The organism is Coprococcus sp. AM100_B19A (genome assembly GCF_027662015.1).
GTDB lineage: Bacteria > Bacillota > Clostridia > Lachnospirales > Lachnospiraceae > Allocoprococcus > Allocoprococcus comes.
This window is the reverse complement of record NZ_JAQDKN010000010.1, coordinates 83,559-104,955: the sequence shown is the minus strand read 5'-3', so window position 1 is coordinate 104,955 and position 21,397 is coordinate 83,559. Positions and strand designations below refer to the sequence as shown.

Sequence of the window (21,397 nt, the reverse complement as noted above, 5' to 3'; positions counted from 1 at the left end):
TCTGCACGATTCTATTTCAGATTTTTTATTCTACGATGAGTCCTTCTTTTTCAATCACATCGATTACCTGAGTCACATACTTTTCGCAAAGCTCGTCCGTCGCCGCTTCAACCATGACACGGATTACCGGTTCCGTTCCACTTTCACGGACAAGGATTCTTCCGTCATCTCCAAGTGCTTCTGCAACTGCATCGACTGCTTTGACCACTTCCGGATTCTCCCTTGCTGTCTTCTTATCTGCCACACGCACATTTTTCAGAAGCTGTGGATAGATCTTCACTTCTTCTGTCAGCTGTCCGAGGGACTGTTTGGTCTCCATGATAACTTCCATCAGCATCAGAGAAGTCAGAATACCATCTCCTGTCGTTGCATGCTTACTGAAAATAATATGTCCGGACTGTTCACCGCCCAGCATGAATCCATTCTTGACCATGTTCTCATAGACATATTTGTCGCCGACCTGTGTCTTTTCATACTTCATGCCAATCTTATCGCATGCTTTATAAAGTCCAAGATTCGACATGATAGTAGTAACGATGGTATCGTCTTTTAACTGACCATGTTCTTTCATATATTTGCCACACACATAAAGGATCAGATCCCCGTCAACAACATTTCCATTCTCATCAACAGCGATGCAGCGATCCGCATCTCCATCGTATGCAAATCCGACATCCAGACCATTTTCTTTTACATATTCCTGGAGCACGTTAATATGTGTAGAGCCGCAGTTTGTGTTGATATTGGTTCCATCCGGCTCATTATTGATCACATAAGTTTTTGCTCCAAGTGCATCAAATACGCTTTTGGCAATACTTGAAGAACTTCCGTTGGAACAATCCAGTCCGACTTTCACCTCTTTAAAAGAACGGGTTGCCAGACTGATCAAATGTCCGATATAACGGTTTCTTCCTGCTGCATAATCTACGGTTCTTCCGATCGCCTCTTTTTTAGCAAGCGGAATTTCTCCGGATTCCCCATCAATATAAGCTTCCACTTTGGCTTCTACTTCTGCTTCCAGCTTCTGACCTTTACTGTTGATCACTTTGATTCCATTATCATAGTACGGGTTATGGCTTGCGGAAATCATGATTCCGCAGTCAAAATCTTCGGTTCTTACCACGTAAGACACACTTGGAGTTGTCGTCACATGAAGAAGATATGCATCTGCTCCTGACGCAGTAAGTCCTGCCGCCAGTGCATATTCAAACATATAGCTGCTTCTTCTGGTATCTTTACCGATCACGATTCTTGCCTTGTGTTCCTGTCCGTAATACCAGCCAAGATAACGTCCTACCTTAAACGCATGCTCTACTGTCAGTACTACATTAGCTTCTCCACGGAATCCATCTGTTCCGAAATATTTACCCATAATTATTATCTCTCCTCCGGCTTAAAGCCTTTCTTTATTCTGCAAATCTTGCTGCCTGTTCCCGGATCAGCTGCTGATCTTCAAAATAGTTGATCTTCATCGCATCTTTTACTTCTTTTAAAGTCTGTGCTGCCACTTTTTCAGCTTCAATACTTCCTTTATGAAGGATCTCGTAGATCTCCGGAATCTTCTTCTCCAGTTCTTTTCTTCTTGCACGGATCGGTGCAAGCTCTTCCTGCATAACCGCATTCAGGAATTTCTTAACCTTAACGTCACCAAGTCCACCACGTCTGTAATGATCCTTCAATTCATCCAGATTCTTATAATCCGGCAGATATTTTTCAAAATGTTCATCTGTACAGAATGCATCCAGATAAGTGAAAACGGAATTTCCTTCTACCTGTCCCGGATCAGATACCTTCAAATGATTCGGATCTGTATACATTCCCATGATCTTCTGTCTTACTTCTTCCTCGGAATCAGACAGATAAATACAGTTACCAAGGGATTTACTCATCTTTGCTTTTCCATCCGTTCCAGGAAGACGGCAACAGCTTTCGTTCTCCGGAATCAGCGCTTTCGGCATAACCAATGCTTCTCCATATACACTGTTGAATTTGTGTACGATCTCACGGCACTGTTCGATCATCGGAAGCTGATCCTCACCTACCGGTACAGTCGTTGCCTTAAATGCTGTGATATCTGCTGCCTGGCTGATCGGATAAGTAAAGAATCCTACCGGAATACTTGCTTCAAAATTACGCATCTGGATCTCCGATTTAACCGTTGGGTTTCTCTGAAGACGGGATACCGTAACCAGATTCATATAATAAAAAGAAAGTTCTGTCAGTTCCGGTACCTGTGACTGGATGAAAATCGTGGATTTCTCCGGATCCAGTCCGCATGACAGATAATCCAGTGCAACCTCAATAATATTCTGACGTACCTTTTCCGGGTTATCTGCATTATCAGTCAGTGCCTGTGCATCTGCGATCATGATAAAAATCTTGTCATATTCTCCGGAATTCTGCAGTTCTACTCTTCGCTTTAAGGATCCAACATAATGTCCGACATGAAGCCGTCCGGTTGGTCTGTCACCTGTTAAAATAATTTTCTCCATTGTTTTTATGTTCCTCTCTGTCGTATTATTCCTGTCTTTTCTTTATTCTTCTTTGTCCGTATCCTCAGCCGGAAGCTCAGATGTACAGTATGCACATCTGGTTGCCGCGATCGGGATTTCTGACATGCAGTACGGGCAGATCTTCGTAGCCGGTGCTGCCGGTGCTTCTTCCTCCTTCTTAAGCAGCTTTTCTGTTCTTGAAGCAAGATTGTTCATCACTTTTACAAAACAAAAAATAACAAGTGCCATCAGAAGAAAGTTGATCACCGCTGTAATAAAATTGCCATATTTGATCGTGTCATTTTCACCAGATCCGATCCGGATCACCCAGTTGGAAAAATTGACCCCACCAGTCAGAAGACTGATCACCGGCATGATCATATCATTTACAAGAGAATTCACAATCGACTGGAATGCACCACCAATAATAACGCCGACTGCAAGATCCATTACATTTCCCCTTGCAATAAACTCTTTGAATTCTGCAATAAATCCTTTTTTAGCCATCTCAAATCCACTTCTTTCGTTCCTTTTAGGCTTCTGCGGCATATAAGAATATTGTACTACATTCCAAACAAGATTTCCACTATAATTCCGCACACTACACTGATTCCGTAAAGTGTTGCGACGATCATCACATTCTTCTTCCAACTATGGTTCGTCTTAAAAAGCACGATCAGTCCGATTCCGGCACATGACAAAAGTCCGGCAAACATACTGCCGACATTTAAGACTCCCTCAAGATAAAATTTCGTAATTGTAATAGAAGCTGCGCAGTTCGGAATCAGACCGACAAGACCAGCCAGAAAAATTCCGGCAATTGGATAATGCGTCACCACGTTCATGACCTGTTCCATTCCAATCAACTCCACAACTGCATTTAACGCAAAAGAAATTACATATATAAATACCAGAATCTGTACCGAATGGATGAGTGCTGATTTTACAATGCTTCCTTCTTCACAGTGACAGTGGTCATGCTCACAGATATCATGAATGTGCAGCCCTCTCTGATATCCTTTGCCTAGCACCCGCACTCCGATATCAACCAGAATCCCTGCAACAATACCAACGATAATTTTTCCGATTAAAATTGCCATGATCTTACGGACATCCGCCTGCTCTGAGATCAGGATCGGAAGCATTTCATCTGATGTAGACAGAAAAACAGCGATCATCGTTCCGACTGTGATGACTCCGCCGGAATACAGGTTTGCTGCCGCTGCCGAAAATCCGCACTGCGGAACAACGCCCAGGATTCCACCGATCACAGGCCCTTTTTTCCCTGCTCCAAGAAGCATCCGCACCGTCTTCTGACCGGCTTTATTCTCCAGATATTCCATCGCAAGGTATGTCAGAAAAAGGAAAGGTATCAGTTTCACAGTGTCGATTGTTGTATCTTTTAGTATATCTATAAACAGTTCCATCTTGTATCTCCCTTCTTGGTTTCACTATTCTAATCCGTTTTGTCATTTTACACTGTCATTGAAAAAAAAGCAAGGGAAATATGGTAGTGAGGCAAACCAGTACGTTTTCTATATCAAAAAAAGAACTCCCCCATTACTTTGAGGGTAGTTCTTTCTGCTTTGTGATCCTATTATTTTACTTTCAGTGTTCTCATGGAGTTCAGGATTGCGATTACGGATACTCCTACATCGGCAAAGACGGCTTCCCACATATTGGCCATACCGAGGGCTCCCAGGATGAGGACCAGAACTTTGACACCGAGGGCAAAGACGATATTCTGATGTACGATCTGGAGAGTTTTTCCTGCAATTCTCATAATGGAGGATATCTTAAGGATATTATCATCCATCAGAACAACATCTGCGGCTTCGATTGCTGCATCGGATCCCATGCTTCCCATTGCGATTCCGATATCAGCTCTGGAGAGTACCGGTGCATCATTGATACCATCACCAACAAAACCAAGCTTTTCTTTCTCACCGAGTTCTCCGAGAAGTGCTTCAACCTTATCTACCTTATCCCCCGGAAGGAGATCTGTGTAGACTTCATCGATTCCAAGGCTTTCTGCTACTGCTTCACCGACATCTTTTCTGTCACCGGTAAGCATAACTGTCTTTTTGACACCGCTTTGTCTGAGCTGCGCGATCGCACGTTTGGCTTCCGGTTTGACCGTATCAGAAATTACGATGGTCCCGAGGAATTCTTTTTCAGCCGCCAGATATACGACCGTACCAGGGACTGTGCATGGCTCATATTCCACGCCTTTTTCTTCCATCAGCTTTGCATTTCCGGCATAGACAACTCTTCCGTCGATCTTTGCCTTGATTCCGTGTCCGGCGATTTCTTCAGCCTGTTCCACCCTGTCCATGGACAACTCACCAAGCTCCGCTTCTTCGTACGCTTTCTTGAGTGCTGCTGAGATTGGATGATCGGAATAGCCTTCCGCAAGGGCTGCCACTTCAAGAAGTCCTTCTTTTTCCCATCCGTTCGGAATAACTTCTGATACAACGAATTCACCTTTTGTCAGTGTACCAGTCTTATCAAATACAATCGTTTTCATCTCAGAGAGTGCTTCCAGATAATTGCTTCCCTTTACCAGAACGCCCTGTTTGGATGCTGCTCCGATTCCTCCAAAAAAACCAAGTGGAACAGAGATCACCAGTGCACATGGGCAGGAGATTACAAGGAAAATACATGCTCTCTGAATCCATTCTGCAAATCCACCGCCAAGAATGATTGGTGGAAGGAATGCAAGTACAACTGCCGCACAAACCACGATCGGCGTATAGTATTTTGCAAACTTTGTAATGAAGTTCTCTACATGTGCCTTTTTGCTGCTGGCATTTTCAACCAGTTCCAGAATCTTCGCAACTGTAGAATCATCAAACTCTTTCGTTGTGCGCACCTTAAGAAGTCCGCTTCCATTTACACAACCGCTGATAATCTCAGAACCTTCTGTTACTTCTCGCGGAACCGACTCCCCGGTCAGTGCAGAAGTATCTACAAAGGATGTTCCCGATACAACCACACCATCGAGAGGAACTCTCTCTCCTGCTTTGATGACGATCTCTGTACCAATCTCTACATCATCCGGATCAACCTGTTTGAGCTTTCCGTCTTCTTCAATATTCGCATATTCCGGACAGATATCCATCATTGCACTGATTGACTGGCGGGAACGGTTGACTGCATAACTCTGGAATAACTCCCCGATCTGATAGAACAACATAACCGCTACCGCTTCCGAATATTCCTTTACTCCAAGTGCACCAAACGTTGCTATACACATCAGAAAGTTCTCATCAAATACCTGACCATGACTGATATTGCGCACAGCCCGGTAAATGATGTCCCATCCCACGATCAGATAAGGTATCATAAATAACAAAAACTGCACCGGAATTTCGGACTTAAATTCCAGTTTTCCCATATGTTCCAGTACAAAAAGAGGAACATAAATAACTGCCGCTGCGATAATACGGTACAGCATTATTTTCTGTTTTTTCATCATAGAAGACTCTCCCCTTTCATACCTTTCCGATTTTACAGCTGAATCTGGCAATCCGGCTCTACCTTCTTGCATACAGCAACGACTTCCTGCATAATTTCATCAAACCTTACATCATCTGCATCGATCGTAAGCTTCTGCATCATAAAACTTACCGTTGCATCATTTACACCATCAATTTTTTTGATTGCATCTTCCATTTTTGCTGCACAGTTTGCGCAATCAAGGTCTACCATTTTAAATTTTTTCTTCATCTCTTTTTCCTCCTGAAAAATATTTTTCTCACTGAACATATGAGCAACTGTTCATATGTTCATAATAACTCTGTAATAGAAATCCGTCAAGCAATTTAAATAACATTTTTTATTTTCTGACAGTAAAACAAAAAGAAGAACCCGGAATATCCCAGATTCTTCTCAAATTTATATTTTGTTCTTTACTTTTCAAGTAGCTCCAAAATAGGATGCGACATCAGAAACAGATAATACTCCATCGCTTCATCCGCTGTCAGGTGAATCTCCCGGCTGGTCAGCCAGTATTTAAGCCCGTTTACAACGGTAATCGTATGAAACTCCAGAAAGATCTTTTTATCTTTGATACCCTGAAGCTTTTCGATCTTGATCTTATGCCTGCTTACCAGTTCTTCAATCAGCTGGCGAATCTTTTTTTCAAGAATCTCTTCAAATCCATTCTGACCGGTAACTTCAAACGCTTTCAGATAATAGATCCGGTCTTTTTCCATCTTCCGAAACAGCAGATAGATCGCTTCTTTTTCCATCCCGTCTTCCATCATCTCACGGGCATGCCGGAATACCTCTGTCTCCAGAAGCCACTCCATCACTTCATATTTATCCTGAAAGTAATTATAAAATGTCGGTCTGATAACTCCCGCCTGATCTGTGATCATCTTAATTGTTATCTTATCAAAAGATCCTTTGATTAGAAGCTCCTTGAAGCTCTCTGCAAGCAGGTTCTTTGTCAATTCTCTTTTTCTCTCCATGTATCGTCCTCTTTTTCCTGCCCATTTCTCTTGACGAACATTCTATCACAACCGAAACGCTTTTTCAAACCGATTTTCTTTTAGTTTTCTGTGCGTTTTTTATAGTTTGTGTAGCCTTTCTGCTGATGCGGATGCTCTTTCCAAAGTCTGTCTGCTGTTTCTTTCCATTCACAGGCATATGCTTCACATTTGCTGCATAAATGCTCTGCACTCTCCGGTGACTGCAGATCTGTTGATTTTGCACCAGTCTCCTTTATCATCTCCTGAAGGATTTCCGGATTCTCAAGCATCGGACATGGCCGCAGATGATTATCATTAAATGGCTGCCGGTCTCTGTATGCCATAAAGAGTGGCTGTTTGAGAGCTTCCAGGAGCGTAACTTCCCGGATATTTGCAGAAGAGTAATGAATAAATACACATGGTTCTACATCTCCATTTGCATTGATATGGCAATAATTTCTTCCTCCTGCGATACATCCTCCGACAAACTCTCCATCATTCTGGAAATCCATCGCATAAATTGGCTTTCCGCCTGTCATACTGCGGATCTCTCTTACCCGGTGATACATATATTCTCTCTGTTCTTTTGTCGGCAGCAGATCCGGTGCTGCATCATTTCCAACCGGCATATAATGGAAATACCAGGTGAAACGACATCCCTTTCCAATGATCATATCCAGGAATTCATCCGATGTAACCGTTTCAATGTTCTTTCTGGTATAACAGATAGACGTACCAAAGATCAGTCCATATTTCTTTAACCGATCCATGGTTGCCATAACCTTGTTGAATACACCCTCTCCACGGCGCATGTCATTGACCTCTTCAAATCCTTCCAGACTAATTGAAAGGGACAGGTTGCCGACTCTTCTCATCTCTTCGCAAAATTCATCATCTACCAGTGTTCCATTTGTAAATGCATGAAATTCGCAGTCATAATGCTTTTCACAAAGTCTGATAATATCTTTTTTTCTTACTAACGGCTCCCCGCCTGTATACATATAGAAATAAATTCCAAGTTCTTTTCCTTGCGTAATGATGCTGTCCATCTCTTCATATGTAAGATTCAGTTTATGCCCATATTCTGCCGCCCAGCATCCGGTACAATGAAGATTACATGCACTTGTCGGATCCATCAGGATCAGCCATGGAATATTACACTGATGTACCTCTCTCATGCTGCGGATCATTTTGGTTCCGTGAAATGCTGCTTCAAATCCAAGGTTTAATGCGGTCTGTTTCACAACATGCGGTTCGATCTCGTCCAGTGCACGGTTCAGATAGCGCATCCATTTGGAATCTGGATCCTGTATCAGTTTTCTTGCACCCTCATAGGCACTTTTCTGAAAATTATCTCCCATGAAACGTTCAGTCAGATCTACAATATCAAGCAGACCTTTTTCTCTGTCTTTATCCATTTTTCGCATTGCAAAATCAATTGCTCCACCAAAGGCTGCCCTTGCTGCCTTATGTGTCAGTTCGCCCATACTCTTTTCCTCCTGCTATCTAAAATAGAAAATGTGTAACCGCCATATCTGCTCCTGCGATCAGGAACAGCATCCCGCCAATCCAATAAGCTCTGCGGTTATATTCACAGCCCAGTCTGTATCCAACCTCCACGCCAAGAAAACACTGAATGATCGTAACCGGAAGCAGTACCATCCCCTGTTCCAGAATCTCTACACTCCAAAAGCCGATTCCCATTCCGGCAAAAAGCGCATCTACGCTGGTAAGTACTGCCAGTTTTCTAAGCCGTTTCCAATTTATCTCATCGTTTCTACGCTCAAAAATCTGTTTATTATTTCTTGCTTTACAGATCATATAGATACCAAGTCCGATAAATATCAGCACCGACAAAATTTCCCAACCGCTTGCCGCTGTTGAAATCGTTTCATTCATCTTCCTGTCCGGCTTCAGAATATCTGCAACAACATTTCCCAGGATCAATGCAAGGAGTTGTGCCCCTCCAAAAAGCAGACTGGATAAGAGTATGTCTTTTCCGTGCTTTCTTGAAAATCCTGCTCCGACACAGATATGTACGACAAATACGTCAAACGAAAGCCCGATTGAAATTAAAAGAATTTCAAGAATACCCATAGATTCGCCTCCTCCTGCTGGCTGTTATATATATATTATGTAGTTTCCTTCCGAATAATAAATCTTCAAATTACCGGTTCTGTTTATTTTTTAACGACATTTTTCCACATTTGTCGCATATCTTTTTATTTTTCAATAGATTCGTGCGAGTGCGCATCTCCGGCACGCAGTGCCTTTTGTTTCCTAGGAAGTTCTTTCGGAATTTCCTAGGAAATAAAAAATTCCCGCAAAGGTAGATCTTCTACCTCTGCAGGAACTTTGCTTTTTTATTATCTTAGTGATGGAATAAACGGATTCCGGTAAATGCCATCGCCATGTTGTATTTGTTGCAGGTATCGATTACATTGTCATCACGGATTGATCCACCCGGTTCTGCAATATATGTAACACCGCTCTTATGTGCACGTTCGATGTTATCTCCAAACGGAAAGAATGCGTCTGATCCAAGTGCCACACCCGTCAGCTTATCAAGCCATGCTCTCTTTTCTTCTCTGGTAAATACTTCCGGTTTTTCAGTGAAAATATTTTCCCAGGTTCCGTCAGCCAGTACGTCCATATATTCTTCACCAATATACAGATCAATTGCATTATCCCGGTCTGCACGCTTGATTCCTTCTTTAAATGGAAGAGCAAGTACTTTCGGGCACTGTCTCAGCCACCAGTTATCTGCCTTCTGTCCTGCAAGACGGGTACAGTGGATACGGGACTGCTGTCCGGCTCCGATTCCGATTGCCTGTCCGTCTTTTACATAGCATACAGAATTTGACTGTGTATATTTTAAAGTAATCATGGAAATTGCAAGATCTCTCTTTGCGTGATCCGGAATTTCTTTGTTCTCAGTCACTACATTTGAGAAGAAATCATCATCAATCTTCAGTTCATTTCTTCCCTGCTCAAAAGTAATACCAAATACATCCTTGTGTTCAGTCGGTGCCGGAACATAATTCGGATCGATCTGGATCACATTGTAATTACCTTTCTTTTTCTGTGCAAGAATCTCCAGTGCTTCCGGTTCATATCCAGGTGCGATCACTCCATCCGATACTTCTCTCTTGATCAGTCTTGCCGTATCAACATCACAGACATCAGAAAGCGCAATAAAATCACCGAATGAAGACATACGGTCTGCACCTCTTGCACGTGCATAAGCGCTTGCAAGCGGAGAAAGTTCTCCAAGGTCATCTACCCAGTAAATTTTTGCAAGAGTTTCATCCAGCGGCAGTCCGACTGCAGCACCTGCCGGTGACACATGTTTAAAGGAAGTTGCTGCCGGAAGTCCGGTTGCTTTTTTTAATTCCGATACCAGCTGCCATCCGTTAAATGCATCCAGAAAGTTGATATATCCCGGACGGCCCATCAGAACTTTGATCGGGAGATCACTTCCGTCTTTCATATAGATACGTGACGGCTTCTGATTTGGGTTACATCCATATTTGAGTTCTAATTCATTCATGATTCCTGCTCCTTCTTCACCTTTGTATACTATTTATTCTTATTGATGATCTTGCTTTCGTATGTTCCTGTCTCAATATCAATATATCTTACAAACAGAGATACTTTATTATCTGCATTCAGACTGTTCCAGAGTGTGTCTGCAAATGTGTCCATATCATCCGGAATTGCAACAAGCTTTGGTTCTCCTTCAAAACTCGGAAGCGGATTTCCATCACACTTGTATGTGTGGATAAAATGTCCTTCTCCGGCTACCGGATTCTCATATGCAAAGGTGTAACGGTTGCATGCATCCGGATTTCCGTTATTGCTCTTCAAAATGGACATTGCATAGTTATATTTTCCGTTCTCAATGTGCATGATACCGGAAATACGTGGTGTGTAGTTTGGTCCATCCGGTTCAAATTCACGGCTTCTAAGGGACTGTTCAAACGTCATCTGTCTGTCCATACCTTCATAAATTGTATCAGTCTGATCTCCGTTTGTAACGATCGTCTTATTGCCGAGTACACGCACCGGTGCGTAGATAATTAAGCTTGGGTCTGTCAGCTTTGACTCGTCAAATGCCTGTGTGCGGATTCCTTCTCCTTCTTCTACAAAGACACGATTACGGCTGTTCTCACTTCTTCCCATGATAAAATAAGCTGTGACCGCTTTGCTTCCGTCGGCAGACTTTCCGATGATAATCCCTCTTCCAGGATAAGAATTGCTCTGCAGTTCTTTTTCAATAGATAACATTTCCATGCTTCAATCTCCTTTTATAACTTGTACTTATGTTTGCACATTTATTTATCACTATTTATTATAACTCATAATACCACTATATTTCCAGTCTTTCTGTAAATTTTTTTTCAAGTTCTTTTAAAACATCATTTTCAAGACCACCGTTCCATGGTAAAATGTTAGTAAAATAACAATTCAAATTTGGGGATTATTTACAAAAGAGAGGTTTTACTTCATGAGTAGAAACAGAAAAATGGATTTTGCAGCCGGGATACAGGATGGCATTCCCATCTGTCTCGGTTATATTGCGGTATCATTTACCTTTGGTATCATGGCAAAAAATGCAGGACTTTCCACTTGGGAAGCTGTTCTGATTTCCCTTACAAACCTGACCAGCGCCGGGCAATTTGCTGGTCTTTCACTGATTACGGCATCCGCATCCTATTTTGAAATGGCATTCACCCAGCTCATCATCAATCTCAGATATTCGCTGATGTCCTGTGCCCTTTCACAGAAAATTGATAACCACTATCCTTTTTTCCACCGTTTTCTTATCGCATACGGTGTAACGGATGAAGTCTTCGGCGTATCCGTATCCCGCCCCGGAAGGATTACTCCATGGTATTCTTACGGTGTGATGGCACTTGCCGCACCTGGCTGGACATTTGGTACTTTCCTCGGAGTAGTATCAGGAAATATCCTGCCTGACCGGATCGTCAGCGCACTGAGCGTTGCATTATATGGAATGTTTATCGCAATCATTATTCCTCCGGCACGTGATAACAGGATCATCGGAACCATTGTCGTGATTTCCATGGCAGCAAGCTTCCTTTTCACAAAGGCTCCTGTGCTATGCCAGATTTCTTCTGGCTTCCGAATCATTATCCTTACGATTCTGATTGCCGGAATCGCAGCGTATTTCTTCCCTGTAAAAGAAGAAACAAATCCAGAAGATAAGGAGGATTCTTCCGTTGAAGCATAATCTATATATGTATATCTTTGTCATGGCAGCCGTCACCTATCTGATCCGTATGCTGCCACTGACGCTGATCAGGAAAGAGATCAAAAATACTTTTATAAAATCTTTTTTATATTATGTACCTTATGTAACTCTGGCTGTTATGACCTTTCCGGCCATTCTGACAGCCACCGCCAATATCTGGTCTGCCGCCATTGGTTTTGCAATCGCACTGATCCTTGCATGGAACAGAAAAAGTCTGATCTGTGTTTCCCTGTTTTCATGTGCCGGCGTATTTCTGGTTGAATTATTAACCGGACTGTAGACTGTAAGAGAGATGATCTGAATAAAGGAGGCTTTCTTATGTGGACCAAAAGTTTTTCACGTTATACCCACATTTTGCTGGTCAGTGCTGCTGTTATCATTGGCGCCCAGATCAGCATCTCACTTTTTGAAAGCGATTTTCGTGTTTCCATCGGAATTTTTGGCATTTTCATGTCTCTGATCCTTTTTGGGAAATATCCGATTCTTCCAGTCACGGTGATAAGTGCCCTCTGTGTTTTCTTTTCCCGTACACTGATGCACTGGCTTCGCTTTGGCAGTTGGAATCCACAGAGCTATTTTCCGGAAATGTTTTTCTATCTGGTCTACGGAATCCTTTTTTTCCTCTACTGCCGTAAAAATGACTATGAACTTTCGACGTATTCCCTACCCTGGATGTTTCTTTTTGACTATCTGGCAAATATAACAGAACTGCTGTCCCGTATGGGTATGGACGCTTTTTCTTTTCAGTCCCAGGCAGGTGTCCTTCTGGTTGCGCTTCTGCGTACTGCACTTGCAGGTCTTCTCCTGTTCTGTCTCAGCCATTACAAGTTCAGTCTTCTGAGTGCTGAACATGCACGGAGATACCAGAATCTTCTTCTTTTGATCTCTGAGCTTAACGGCGAAGTTGTTCTGATGCAGAAAGGCACACATATGATAGAGGACACCATGAGCACCGCATACCGCCTTTACCACGATATGAGTGAACGGAATATAGACGAATCCCTCACCCGCACTGCACTTCAGATCGCACGGGATGTCCACGAGATCAAAAAAGACTACAATTTGATCGTAAGAGGACTTTCCTCTTCAATGAAAGTAAATTCTGAAAATGACGGAATGAGCCTGGATGATATCCTCACCATTCTGAAAAGCAGCCTGGATGCATCCCTTCCAAAAGGGAAACGACTTTCTTTTAATATACAGCTGGAAGAAAATCTTTATACACAGAACCATTATCTTCTGCTCTCAATCTTCCGCAATCTTTTCAACAATGCAATTGAAGCAACAAACGGAAATCTGGTCGAGCTTTCTGTCCGTCAATCCTCCACGGATTCTTCTTATGTTATTGAAGTTGAAGATCATGGACCCGGAATCGATCCGGAGGATATGGAACAAATTTTTGAACCTGGTTTTTCCACAAAGATCAATTACGAAACCGGCGAAGTCAATCGGGGACTTGGCCTTAGCCTGGTAAAGGATTTTATCGAATTCCGCCTAGGCGGAACCATCCGGGTAACTTCCGTTCCCGGAAAAACAGTTTTCACACTTACTATACCAAAAGAGAAATGGAGCGGTTTATAAATGAAATTCTATCTCATTGATGATGATAAAAATGTACTGCATATATTAAAACGTATTATACGGGACCGGGGACTTGGAGAGATTGCAGGAACTGCAGAAAACGGTGTGGATGCACTTACGGATCTTCCTCTTATAAATCCAGACATCGTAATTGTTGATCTTCTGATGCCGGAAATAGACGGAATCACTTTCGTAAAACGTGCCCGCTCTTATGCACCGGATCTTACTTTTATTATGCTTTCCCAGGTTGCATCCAAAGATATGATCGCAGACGCCTATTCTGCGGGCATTGAATTTTATATTCATAAGCCGATCAACAGTATCGAAGTAGAATCCATCCTCCGGAAGGTCAGTGAATCCCTGACCGCCCGCCGGACATTGCAGCAGGTACAGACGATTTTCCAAGCCCAGCAGAATTTTGTACAGCCACAGGGATTTATAAATGATACAGCTGAAAAACCTTATATTATCCGGTTAAAAGGAATTCTCCAAAAGCTTGGCATCACCGGCGAACGTGGCAGCAAGGATATCATTTCCCTTGTCGATTATCTGATCCAGCATAACCAGAAAGTTGACAATGTCACTTTAAGCGAACTTTGCAGCCGGTTCAGTGACAATCCGAAATCCATGGAACAAAGGATCCGTCGGACAGCCAACATGGGAATGGTCAACCTTGCCAACCTTGGTCTTGAGGATTACGCCAATGACACGTTTACAACCTACTCCAACTCCCTGTATAACTTTGAACAAGTCCGAAGGGAAATGGATTTCATCCGTGGAAAAAGTGTACGGCACGGCAATGTGAAAATTAAAAATTTCCTGAATGCACTGATTCAGGAATGCACCGAGAGGGCCTGATTTTCAGGTCCCCTCCTGCTTCTTATTTCATCTCTTTACGTAATTTTTTTATTTATATATTTTCCCTATAATTCATTATCACTTATAGTTACCGTCATTATATACAATAAATCCTTCCCGTATTTGTAGTTTTTTCCAAAAATAAATTTCATTTTGATACTTTTTGTATCTTTTTGTAACTTCCATTTTATTATGTTATCACGATAACTGATGCGAATAAATATAAATTTTAAGGAGGATATCATATGTTAACAATCGTAAAAGGTATTGGTTTACTGCTTCTCACTTTAGCCTGCTTCTCTGTATTCAGCCTGAAGTTTCCAAAAGGATCAGAAGCAATGTCTGGAATGGCTAATGCAGCTGTTGCTTCGTTCCTGGTTGAAGCTGTTCACCATTACATCACAGGTGATTTATTAGGAATTGCATTTTTCTCAGAACTCGGAACCGTATCCGGCAGCTTCGGGGGAATCGCTGCAGCTACTTTAGTTCCGATCAGTATGGGATGTAATCCGGTACTTGCAGTCGTTGCAGGTGTCGCAGTTGGAGGATACGGAATCCTTCCTGGTTTTGTAGCAGGTTATATTGTAGGCTTTGTAGCTCCGTTCCTGGAAAAGAAACTTCCAGAGGGTCTGAATCTGATCGTTGGTGCTCTTGCAATCGCACCGCTCGCAAGAATTATCGCCATCGCAGTTGATCCGGTCGTTAATTCAACACTGCTCAACATCGGACGTATGATTTCTGCCGCTGCTGAACAGTCTCCAATTATCATGGGATTCCTGCTCGGTGGTATTATGAAGATGATCTGTACCTCACCACTCAGTTCTATGGCCCTGACTGCTATGCTCGGACTTGATGGACTTGCAATGGGTATTGCAGCAATTGCATGTGTTGGTGGTTCTTTCACAAACGGTATCATTTTCGACCGTTTAAAACTTGGCGAACGCAGTAATGTTATCGCGGTAATGCTTGAACCTCTTACACAGGCTGATATTATTACACAGAATCCGATCCCGATTTACGGATCAAACTTCTTTGGCGGCGGACTTGCCGGACTTGCAGCAGCTATGCTCGGCATCATCAATAACGCCCCTGGAACAGCATCTCCGATTCCTGGGCTTTTAGCTCCATTCGGATTCAACCCACCGCTTAAGGTTGTAGCTGCAATCGTACTTGCTGCGATTGGTGGATCTTTAGCTGGATTTGTTGGTTCTATCGTATTTAAAGGTTTTGCAAAAACACCTGCAGATATCAAAGCATCTGAAAAAGTTACTGAAACAATTGCTCCAGAAGTTGCTATCGCTGCTGAATAATCAAAATGACTATTTCAAACTGCTTGTTTATATAGCCCTTAAAGAAGAAAAAGACTCGAAAACTTTTGTTTCCGGGTCTTTTTCGATTTACGGAAAATTATATTTCTCACTCCAGTGTTTCTTCTATATCTGCGTTGATTCCTCTGTGTTCAATCGGAGTTGAAAATACGATCAGTGTCTTTGTCCTTCCAAATCGCTGCAATTCTCCAATAAATTTATCCAGCTCTGTGGTGCTGGGAAACAGTACTTCCAACACCATAGAATATTCTCCGGTCACACAGTTGCATTCGATCACATTTGAACACTTTCTCACAAACGGATAAAACACAGTTTTTCCCTCCGGCGAAACCTCCAGATTGATCAGTGCCTTGATATGATATCCAAGTGCTTCCGGATTCACCTGTGCCTGATAACCGAGAATATATCCTTCTTTTTCCATCTTTTCAATCCGCGCTGATACCGCCGGTGTAGACAGATACACCTTCTCTGCAATCTCTTTCAATGGGCATTTGGCATTTCTCTGTAAAATATTCAAAATTGTACGATCCACTGCATCCAGTTCATGATTTTTCATTTGCACTACCTCTTTCTGACATCCCATTTATACTTTTGACACTCACATCAAAGAATGCACCTCACAAAGTATTTTCGTTTTACAAAAAACACTCCTGCAAGTCAAAAAAAGAGGTACTCTCTGCGTTCTTCTCCGCAGTAAAGTACCTCTTTGTACAAATATTTTCACTCTTTAAATATGTTAAAAATAATAGCATTCCTTTTTCTTCCTGTCAATAAAAAGACATTTATTTTTTCCTATTTTTCCTATTTTGATTTGACATTTGTCCTACCACGTGATATTCTGAAATTGTGTTTTAGATAAGATTTAGATTTCACATATTTTTGTAAATCATTAACATCTGTCTGATGACTTACAAAAATATGTGATTTTTATTTTTATCGGCATCATCAATTTTTTAGGAGGTACTACTAATGAACAAGGGTACAGTTAAGTGGTTCAACGCACAGAAAGGCTACGGATTCATCACAAACGAAAGCACCGGAGAAGATGTATTCGTACATTTTTCAGGAATCGCAGGAGAAGGATACAAATCTCTTGAAGAAGGACAGAACGTTACTTTCGATATCACAGAAGGAAACCGCGGACTTCAGGCTGTTAATGTAACAGTTGCGTAATCACTGCAAAAGATGCTAGAGTAAAAAGCCCGGCTTGTGGATCACTCCACAGCCGGGTTTTCTATGTTATAAATGTGCTTTGCCGGAATTACCCAAGCATTTCTCTATATATCCGCATTACATTCTTATAAAAGATCTTCTCGATCTCGCTCTCTGCAAATCCATTCTTTTTAAATACCTCTTCCAGCTTTTCCATATCTGCCGGGGATGCGATCTCCAGTTCTCCATTCATACCATCAAAGTCTGAACCAAGTCCTAAAGCCTCTATTCCCGCCATATCACGGATATATTTTGCATGTGCCACAATATCCTCCGCTCTGCTCACAACCGTCTCTCCATCTTTCCAGTCGCGCAGGAAATATGCATAATAATTCAGCCCGATCACACCGCCTCTTTCCCCGATCGCTTTCAGAAGTTCATCATTCAGGTTTCTCGGATGACTGCACAAATGTCGCGCGTTGGAATGGCTCGCTACAAAAGGCTTCTTTGTGAACTTTAATACATCCCGGATTCCTGCATCGTTTAAATGTGCCACATCGATGATCATTCCCAGTTTCTCCATCTCTTCCAGAAACTCAATCCCACGCGTTGTAAGCCCATATCCGGCTTCTGAAAAGGCTTTTCCGGCAAATTCTCCGCCAGTCGCTTTTGCCGGATATCCAAGCTGATTCGGATAGTTCCAGGTCAGAGTCATCATCCTTGCCCCCATCCGGTAAAAGTCTCTTAAAAGGGCAGGATCGCCCTCACAGATTTCTCCTTCTTCCAATGTCAGCAACGCTGACATCTTTCCATTTTTCCGGTTTTCTTCAATCTCTTCATACTTCGTGACCGGTCGGATCCAGTCTTTATTTTTCTCCATTTCCTGATAAAATACATCCGCCATTTTCATTGCATAACGGAATGGACTTCCTGCAAGTATCGGATCTTCCAGATCCAGAAAAAGGGCAAAATTCTGAATCAGATAATCCCCCTTTTTCATCCGTTCAAGATCCACATTTAAATTATTTTTACGAAGTGAAATCTCTTTTCCCTGTTCCTTTCCTCTCAGAATCGCTAAAATCGTATCACAATGCATATCTGCTACTTTCATTTTCTATTCCTCCATCTTTTTTCTTTCTTATAATATCTACCGTATGTGATCCCGCACCAACCAGTTCCGGGCGTTCACACGTAGTCAGATGATAGTCAATAAACGTCTGGAAGGTCTTTTCATCCATCGTATTTAACACCTGACGCATATAATCGGATGGTCCATCCGCCGAAATAATCTGGATCCGTTCCATTCCTGCTGCTTCATTGTAGCTGTCAATATCCTCCAGGCGCACATAATCATACAAATCCTCCGGTGAAGGACATACCCGGTAATTCGCATCCAGCTTGCCATTTTCCAGGCACTCCTGAATATGGTTCTCCCGGAATCCATACACCAGAACACTATACTCATTCATTGTATAAGCCACCAGGATCGTGCCCTCATCTTTCAGAACACGCTTTGCCTCCATCAGCGCCTTTACCTTATCTTCCTTTGTATAAAGGTGATACATCGGTCCGAACAGGATGATCAGGTCAAATTCCTTATCCGGAAAACGTGACAGCTTCAGTGCATTTCCCTGATATGCTTTCACAGAGCTGTTCTTCTTTTTCAGAATTCCCAGATTGTATTTTACCAACTCTACCGCCGTCACATCGTACCCTTCTTCGGCAAGCGCAACACTGTAGCGCCCGGTTCCGGCTCCTACATCCAGAATCTTTACCTGTCCATGCTCCCGCTTAGGAAGATATTTGTGAATGTACTTCATTGAGGTGATAAATTCTACCTGTCCGTGGCGGCTCTTAAGCCGCTTCTCTTCGTTGAATTTGTTATAATATTTTTCAAGCTCTGTCATCATAAATCTATTGTATCCTTTATTTTTATTCTAGCGCTGCCGCTCTCCGGAATAAAATAATTCCGATCACGAACAAGACAGCGATCATCCCCACACCAATATTGATATTGCCGGTAAGCTGCGAGATCAGGCTCACGATCGTTGTTCCCATAAAGGACGCGCCTTTTCCGCAAATATCCATTAAGCCGAAAAATTCACCTGACTGGTTCGCCGGTATAATTTTCGTAAAGTAAGATCTTGAAAGCGCCTGCACACCTCCCTGGAACATGCCTACCCAGACAGCAAGAACCCAGAACTGCCACTGGTAATGCAGAAAAATCGCAAAAATTGCCACTCCAAGGTATGCCACGATGCATACTGTGATCAGCTTTTCTGCAGAATATTTCTTCGCAAGTCTTCCGAAAATAATCGCAAATGGGAAAGCTACGATCTGCGTAAGCAACAATGCAAGAAGAAGTCCTGTACTGCTAAGTCCAAGTGCTGATCCATATGCAGTTGCCATATCAATAATCGTATAAACCCCGTCAATATAAAAGAAAAACGCCAGAAGAAACAGAAAAACCTTCTTCTCCTTCTTTACATTTTTCAGAGTAATGCCGATTCTTTTGAAGCTTTCTGAAAAAGCATGCTGCTTCTTTTCTACATAATACTTCTGGTGATAAGTTTTCAGAAGTGGTAATGTCATAATTACCCACCATACCGTGATGATCACAAAGGAAACCATCATTGCTATCTCCATTGTAATCCCAATCTTCCCTGCATTTAACACAACCAGAAGACAGATTACAAACGGTACACAGCTTCCGATATATCCCCACGCATACCCCTGGGAAGAGACTTCATCCATCCGGTCTTCCGATGTCACATCGACAAGCATGGAATCATAAAATACCAGTGTTACGGAATATCCGACCTTTGCAATGACAAAAACTACCAGAAAGGCCAGCCAGTACTTCGCAAATCCCAGAGCAACTGAAGCAATTGCCCCGATTCCAAGTGCAATTGTAAAAACTGGTTTTTTATAGCCTTTTGTATCTGCAACGGTTCCAAATACCGGTCCTGCAAGTGCCGTAAGCAAGGTTGCAATGGATACTGCATATCCCCAGTATGCCAGATACTGTACATCCGAAAGTCCCTGCTTTCCTGCAATATAGTTGAAATAAATCGGTAAAATGGTTGCTGCCAGAAGTGTAAATGCAGAATTTCCGACATCATAAAGTATCCAGTTTTTCTCCTGTTTTGTCAGTTTTGTTTTCATTTAACGTATCCTCCTTGCCCGGAAGCTGAGAACCAAATGTGTAGGCATATACAGAATCTAATGTAGCGCTTCCTTCCAGAAACGGTTTGTATTCACAGATCAGTTTGTCTGCCAGTGGAACTGCTTTTTCATAAAGATGAAGCAGTCTTCTTATCTGTTCTCTGCAGAATCCATTCTCATGATACTTGATAATAAACCCATGAAAATCATAATAAAGTCCTGCCACTTTAAGTGCTGCATAAAGTGCCATCCGCTTTATTTTAGATGGACAGACAAGAATCCTGTCATAAAATACCATTCCATTCAGTGCTTTTTTGACTTCCTTTGCTGTAATTCCGCGATAAAAATCTTTTATAATTACCGCATTTTTCATAGAAGGAACAATATGTCCGGTCAGCCTCCTGCTCACTGGATTTTCTCCATTCATAATCATCAGCTTACGGTCCAGCTCGCCCTCCACTGCAATATGTGCAAGACCAGTCTCTTTTACTGTCTGTTCCACGTAACCATGGCAGGTCACATCCAACGCAAAATGGCAGAGCACTCCATATACATAAGCCAGATGCTTCTCATACTGGTCGTGTGTATGTAAAACCTTTGCTGCATGAACGAAGAACTTTGCTCCGCTCTCGCTATGCATACGGCTTCCCAACTGATTGACCTTGTTCTTGCCAAGTGGTCTGTAATAAAAAAGAATATCCGGTCCATGAAGTCCAATATTAAAAAGCTCCGGGTATTTATCAATAACTTTTCTCTCATATCCGCTTAATCTGCCCCTGATCTGCTGTCCGAAAATGTAATGTGCATAGGTTGACGGCATATTATCCCATCCTTTCTTTTCTGAAACACGTTTTATTATAGACGTTGCACTTTACAGGCTCTATCTTACTTCTGTAAAGCTTATATAACGGCTTTGTAAAAAAGAATGTACCTCGGTACATTCTCGCGCCGAGCGCAGTCGCTTGCGACATTCTTCATCTTCGTGCGAGTGCGCATCTCCGGCACGTAGTGCCTTTTATTTCATAGGAAGTTCCTTCGGAATTTCCTATAAAATAAAAAGTAATAACTAAA

The 21,397-nt window shown here is 42.3% G+C and carries 22 protein-coding genes; 6 read left to right on the top strand and 16 right to left on the bottom strand.

Features of this window, described 5'->3' with window-relative positions:
* Positions 1 to 25: 25 nt before the first annotated feature.
* From glmM to PGQ33_RS11230, 11 genes are all read right to left on the bottom strand, one after another.
* Positions 26 to 1,372: a phosphoglucosamine mutase gene (gene glmM, locus PGQ33_RS11280; protein ID WP_055156102.1), complete on the bottom strand. Its 1,347-nt coding sequence runs from the start codon at positions 1,370 to 1,372 to the stop codon at positions 26 to 28.
* A gap of 34 nt (positions 1,373 to 1,406) precedes the next feature.
* Positions 1,407 to 2,492 carry a tryptophan--tRNA ligase gene (gene trpS / locus PGQ33_RS11275; RefSeq protein WP_118219486.1) on the bottom strand — a complete coding sequence of 362 codons (1,086 nt, stop codon included), beginning with the start codon at positions 2,490 to 2,492 and terminating at the stop codon, positions 1,407 to 1,409.
* A 42-nt stretch (positions 2,493 to 2,534) separates the two neighbouring features.
* A complete protein-coding gene (mscL, locus tag PGQ33_RS11270; protein WP_022220518.1) occupies positions 2,535 to 2,999 on the bottom strand; it encodes a large conductance mechanosensitive channel protein MscL in 465 nt (154 codons plus the stop codon).
* Positions 3,000 to 3,055: 56 nt separating this feature from the next.
* Positions 3,056 to 3,919 carry an arsenic efflux protein gene (locus tag PGQ33_RS11265; protein ID WP_118219488.1) on the bottom strand — a complete coding sequence of 288 codons (864 nt, stop codon included), beginning with the start codon at positions 3,917 to 3,919 and terminating at the stop codon, positions 3,056 to 3,058.
* A gap of 170 nt (positions 3,920 to 4,089) precedes the next feature.
* Positions 4,090 to 5,970 carry a heavy metal translocating P-type ATPase gene (locus tag PGQ33_RS11260; RefSeq protein WP_270205748.1) on the bottom strand — a complete coding sequence of 627 codons (1,881 nt, stop codon included), beginning with the start codon at positions 5,968 to 5,970 and terminating at the stop codon, positions 4,090 to 4,092.
* A 32-nt stretch (positions 5,971 to 6,002) separates the two neighbouring features.
* On the bottom strand, positions 6,003 to 6,221 hold the full coding sequence (locus tag PGQ33_RS11255; protein WP_117557045.1) for a cation transporter: 219 nt from the start codon (positions 6,219 to 6,221) through the stop codon (positions 6,003 to 6,005).
* 182 nt (positions 6,222 to 6,403) lie between these two features.
* Positions 6,404 to 6,967, bottom strand: a complete 564-nt coding sequence (locus PGQ33_RS11250) for a TetR family transcriptional regulator (protein WP_117557046.1) — start codon at positions 6,965 to 6,967, stop codon at positions 6,404 to 6,406.
* Positions 6,968 to 7,047: 80 nt separating this feature from the next.
* Positions 7,048 to 8,454 carry a radical SAM protein gene (locus PGQ33_RS11245; protein WP_117557047.1) on the bottom strand — a complete coding sequence of 469 codons (1,407 nt, stop codon included), beginning with the start codon at positions 8,452 to 8,454 and terminating at the stop codon, positions 7,048 to 7,050.
* A 19-nt stretch (positions 8,455 to 8,473) separates the two neighbouring features.
* Entirely contained in the window at positions 8,474 to 9,064 is a 591-nt protein-coding gene (locus PGQ33_RS11240) for a manganese efflux pump MntP (protein ID WP_117834638.1), read from the bottom strand.
* Between the two features lie 274 nt (positions 9,065 to 9,338).
* Positions 9,339 to 10,517 (bottom strand): phosphoribosylaminoimidazolecarboxamide formyltransferase, encoded by a 1,179-nt coding sequence (locus PGQ33_RS11235; protein ID WP_173688748.1) that lies wholly within the window; start codon positions 10,515 to 10,517, stop codon positions 9,339 to 9,341.
* A 29-nt stretch (positions 10,518 to 10,546) separates the two neighbouring features.
* Positions 10,547 to 11,260 (bottom strand): IMP cyclohydrolase, encoded by a 714-nt coding sequence (locus PGQ33_RS11230; RefSeq protein ID WP_008373293.1) that lies wholly within the window; start codon positions 11,258 to 11,260, stop codon positions 10,547 to 10,549.
* Between the two features lie 214 nt (positions 11,261 to 11,474).
* Between PGQ33_RS11230 and PGQ33_RS11225 the strand changes: the two genes are divergently transcribed.
* From PGQ33_RS11225 to PGQ33_RS11205, 5 genes are all read left to right on the top strand, one after another.
* Positions 11,475 to 12,221, top strand: a complete 747-nt coding sequence (locus PGQ33_RS11225; RefSeq protein WP_195250836.1) for an AzlC family ABC transporter permease — start codon at positions 11,475 to 11,477, stop codon at positions 12,219 to 12,221.
* Positions 12,211 to 12,522, top strand: coding sequence for an AzlD domain-containing protein (locus PGQ33_RS11220; protein ID WP_022220771.1), 312 nt, complete (start codon positions 12,211 to 12,213; stop codon positions 12,520 to 12,522). Before PGQ33_RS11225 ends, PGQ33_RS11220 begins: the two co-directional genes overlap by 11 nt.
* 38 nt (positions 12,523 to 12,560) lie before the next feature.
* Complete coding sequence (locus PGQ33_RS11215; RefSeq protein WP_243263480.1) at positions 12,561 to 13,823, top strand: sensor histidine kinase; 1,263 nt, start codon at positions 12,561 to 12,563, stop codon at positions 13,821 to 13,823.
* Complete coding sequence (locus tag PGQ33_RS11210) at positions 13,824 to 14,681, top strand: response regulator (protein WP_117557052.1); 858 nt, start codon at positions 13,824 to 13,826, stop codon at positions 14,679 to 14,681.
* Between the two features lie 245 nt (positions 14,682 to 14,926).
* Entirely contained in the window at positions 14,927 to 15,991 is a 1,065-nt protein-coding gene (locus PGQ33_RS11205; protein WP_270205747.1) for a PTS sugar transporter subunit IIC, read from the top strand.
* Between the two features lie 106 nt (positions 15,992 to 16,097).
* On the opposite strand, the gene PGQ33_RS11200 is transcribed toward PGQ33_RS11205, so the two are convergent.
* The gene (locus PGQ33_RS11200; protein ID WP_270205754.1) at positions 16,098 to 16,550 is read right to left on the bottom strand and encodes an Lrp/AsnC family transcriptional regulator; all 453 of its coding nucleotides are present in this window, start codon (positions 16,548 to 16,550) and stop codon (positions 16,098 to 16,100) included.
* Between the two features lie 428 nt (positions 16,551 to 16,978).
* On the opposite strand from PGQ33_RS11200, the gene PGQ33_RS11195 reads away from it, so the two are divergent.
* Complete coding sequence (locus PGQ33_RS11195; protein WP_008373270.1) at positions 16,979 to 17,182, top strand: cold-shock protein; 204 nt, start codon at positions 16,979 to 16,981, stop codon at positions 17,180 to 17,182.
* An 88-nt stretch (positions 17,183 to 17,270) separates the two neighbouring features.
* On the opposite strand, the gene PGQ33_RS11190 is transcribed toward PGQ33_RS11195, so the two are convergent.
* Genes PGQ33_RS11190 through PGQ33_RS11175 form a run of 4 tightly spaced genes read right to left on the bottom strand, consistent with a single transcriptional unit; the run spans position 17,271 to position 21,146 of the window.
* Positions 17,271 to 18,272: a dipeptidase gene (locus PGQ33_RS11190; protein ID WP_270205746.1), complete on the bottom strand. Its 1,002-nt coding sequence runs from the start codon at positions 18,270 to 18,272 to the stop codon at positions 17,271 to 17,273.
* Entirely contained in the window at positions 18,247 to 19,071 is an 825-nt protein-coding gene (locus PGQ33_RS11185) for a class I SAM-dependent methyltransferase (RefSeq protein ID WP_008373267.1), read from the bottom strand. The genes PGQ33_RS11190 and PGQ33_RS11185 overlap by 26 nt, the downstream gene beginning before the upstream one ends.
* A gap of 22 nt (positions 19,072 to 19,093) precedes the next feature.
* Complete coding sequence (locus tag PGQ33_RS11180; protein ID WP_195251060.1) at positions 19,094 to 20,326, bottom strand: MFS transporter; 1,233 nt, start codon at positions 20,324 to 20,326, stop codon at positions 19,094 to 19,096.
* Positions 20,280 to 21,146, bottom strand: coding sequence for a zinc dependent phospholipase C family protein (locus PGQ33_RS11175; protein ID WP_195251062.1), 867 nt, complete (start codon positions 21,144 to 21,146; stop codon positions 20,280 to 20,282). Before PGQ33_RS11175 ends, PGQ33_RS11180 begins: the two co-directional genes overlap by 47 nt.
* Positions 21,147 to 21,397 lie beyond the last annotated feature (251 nt).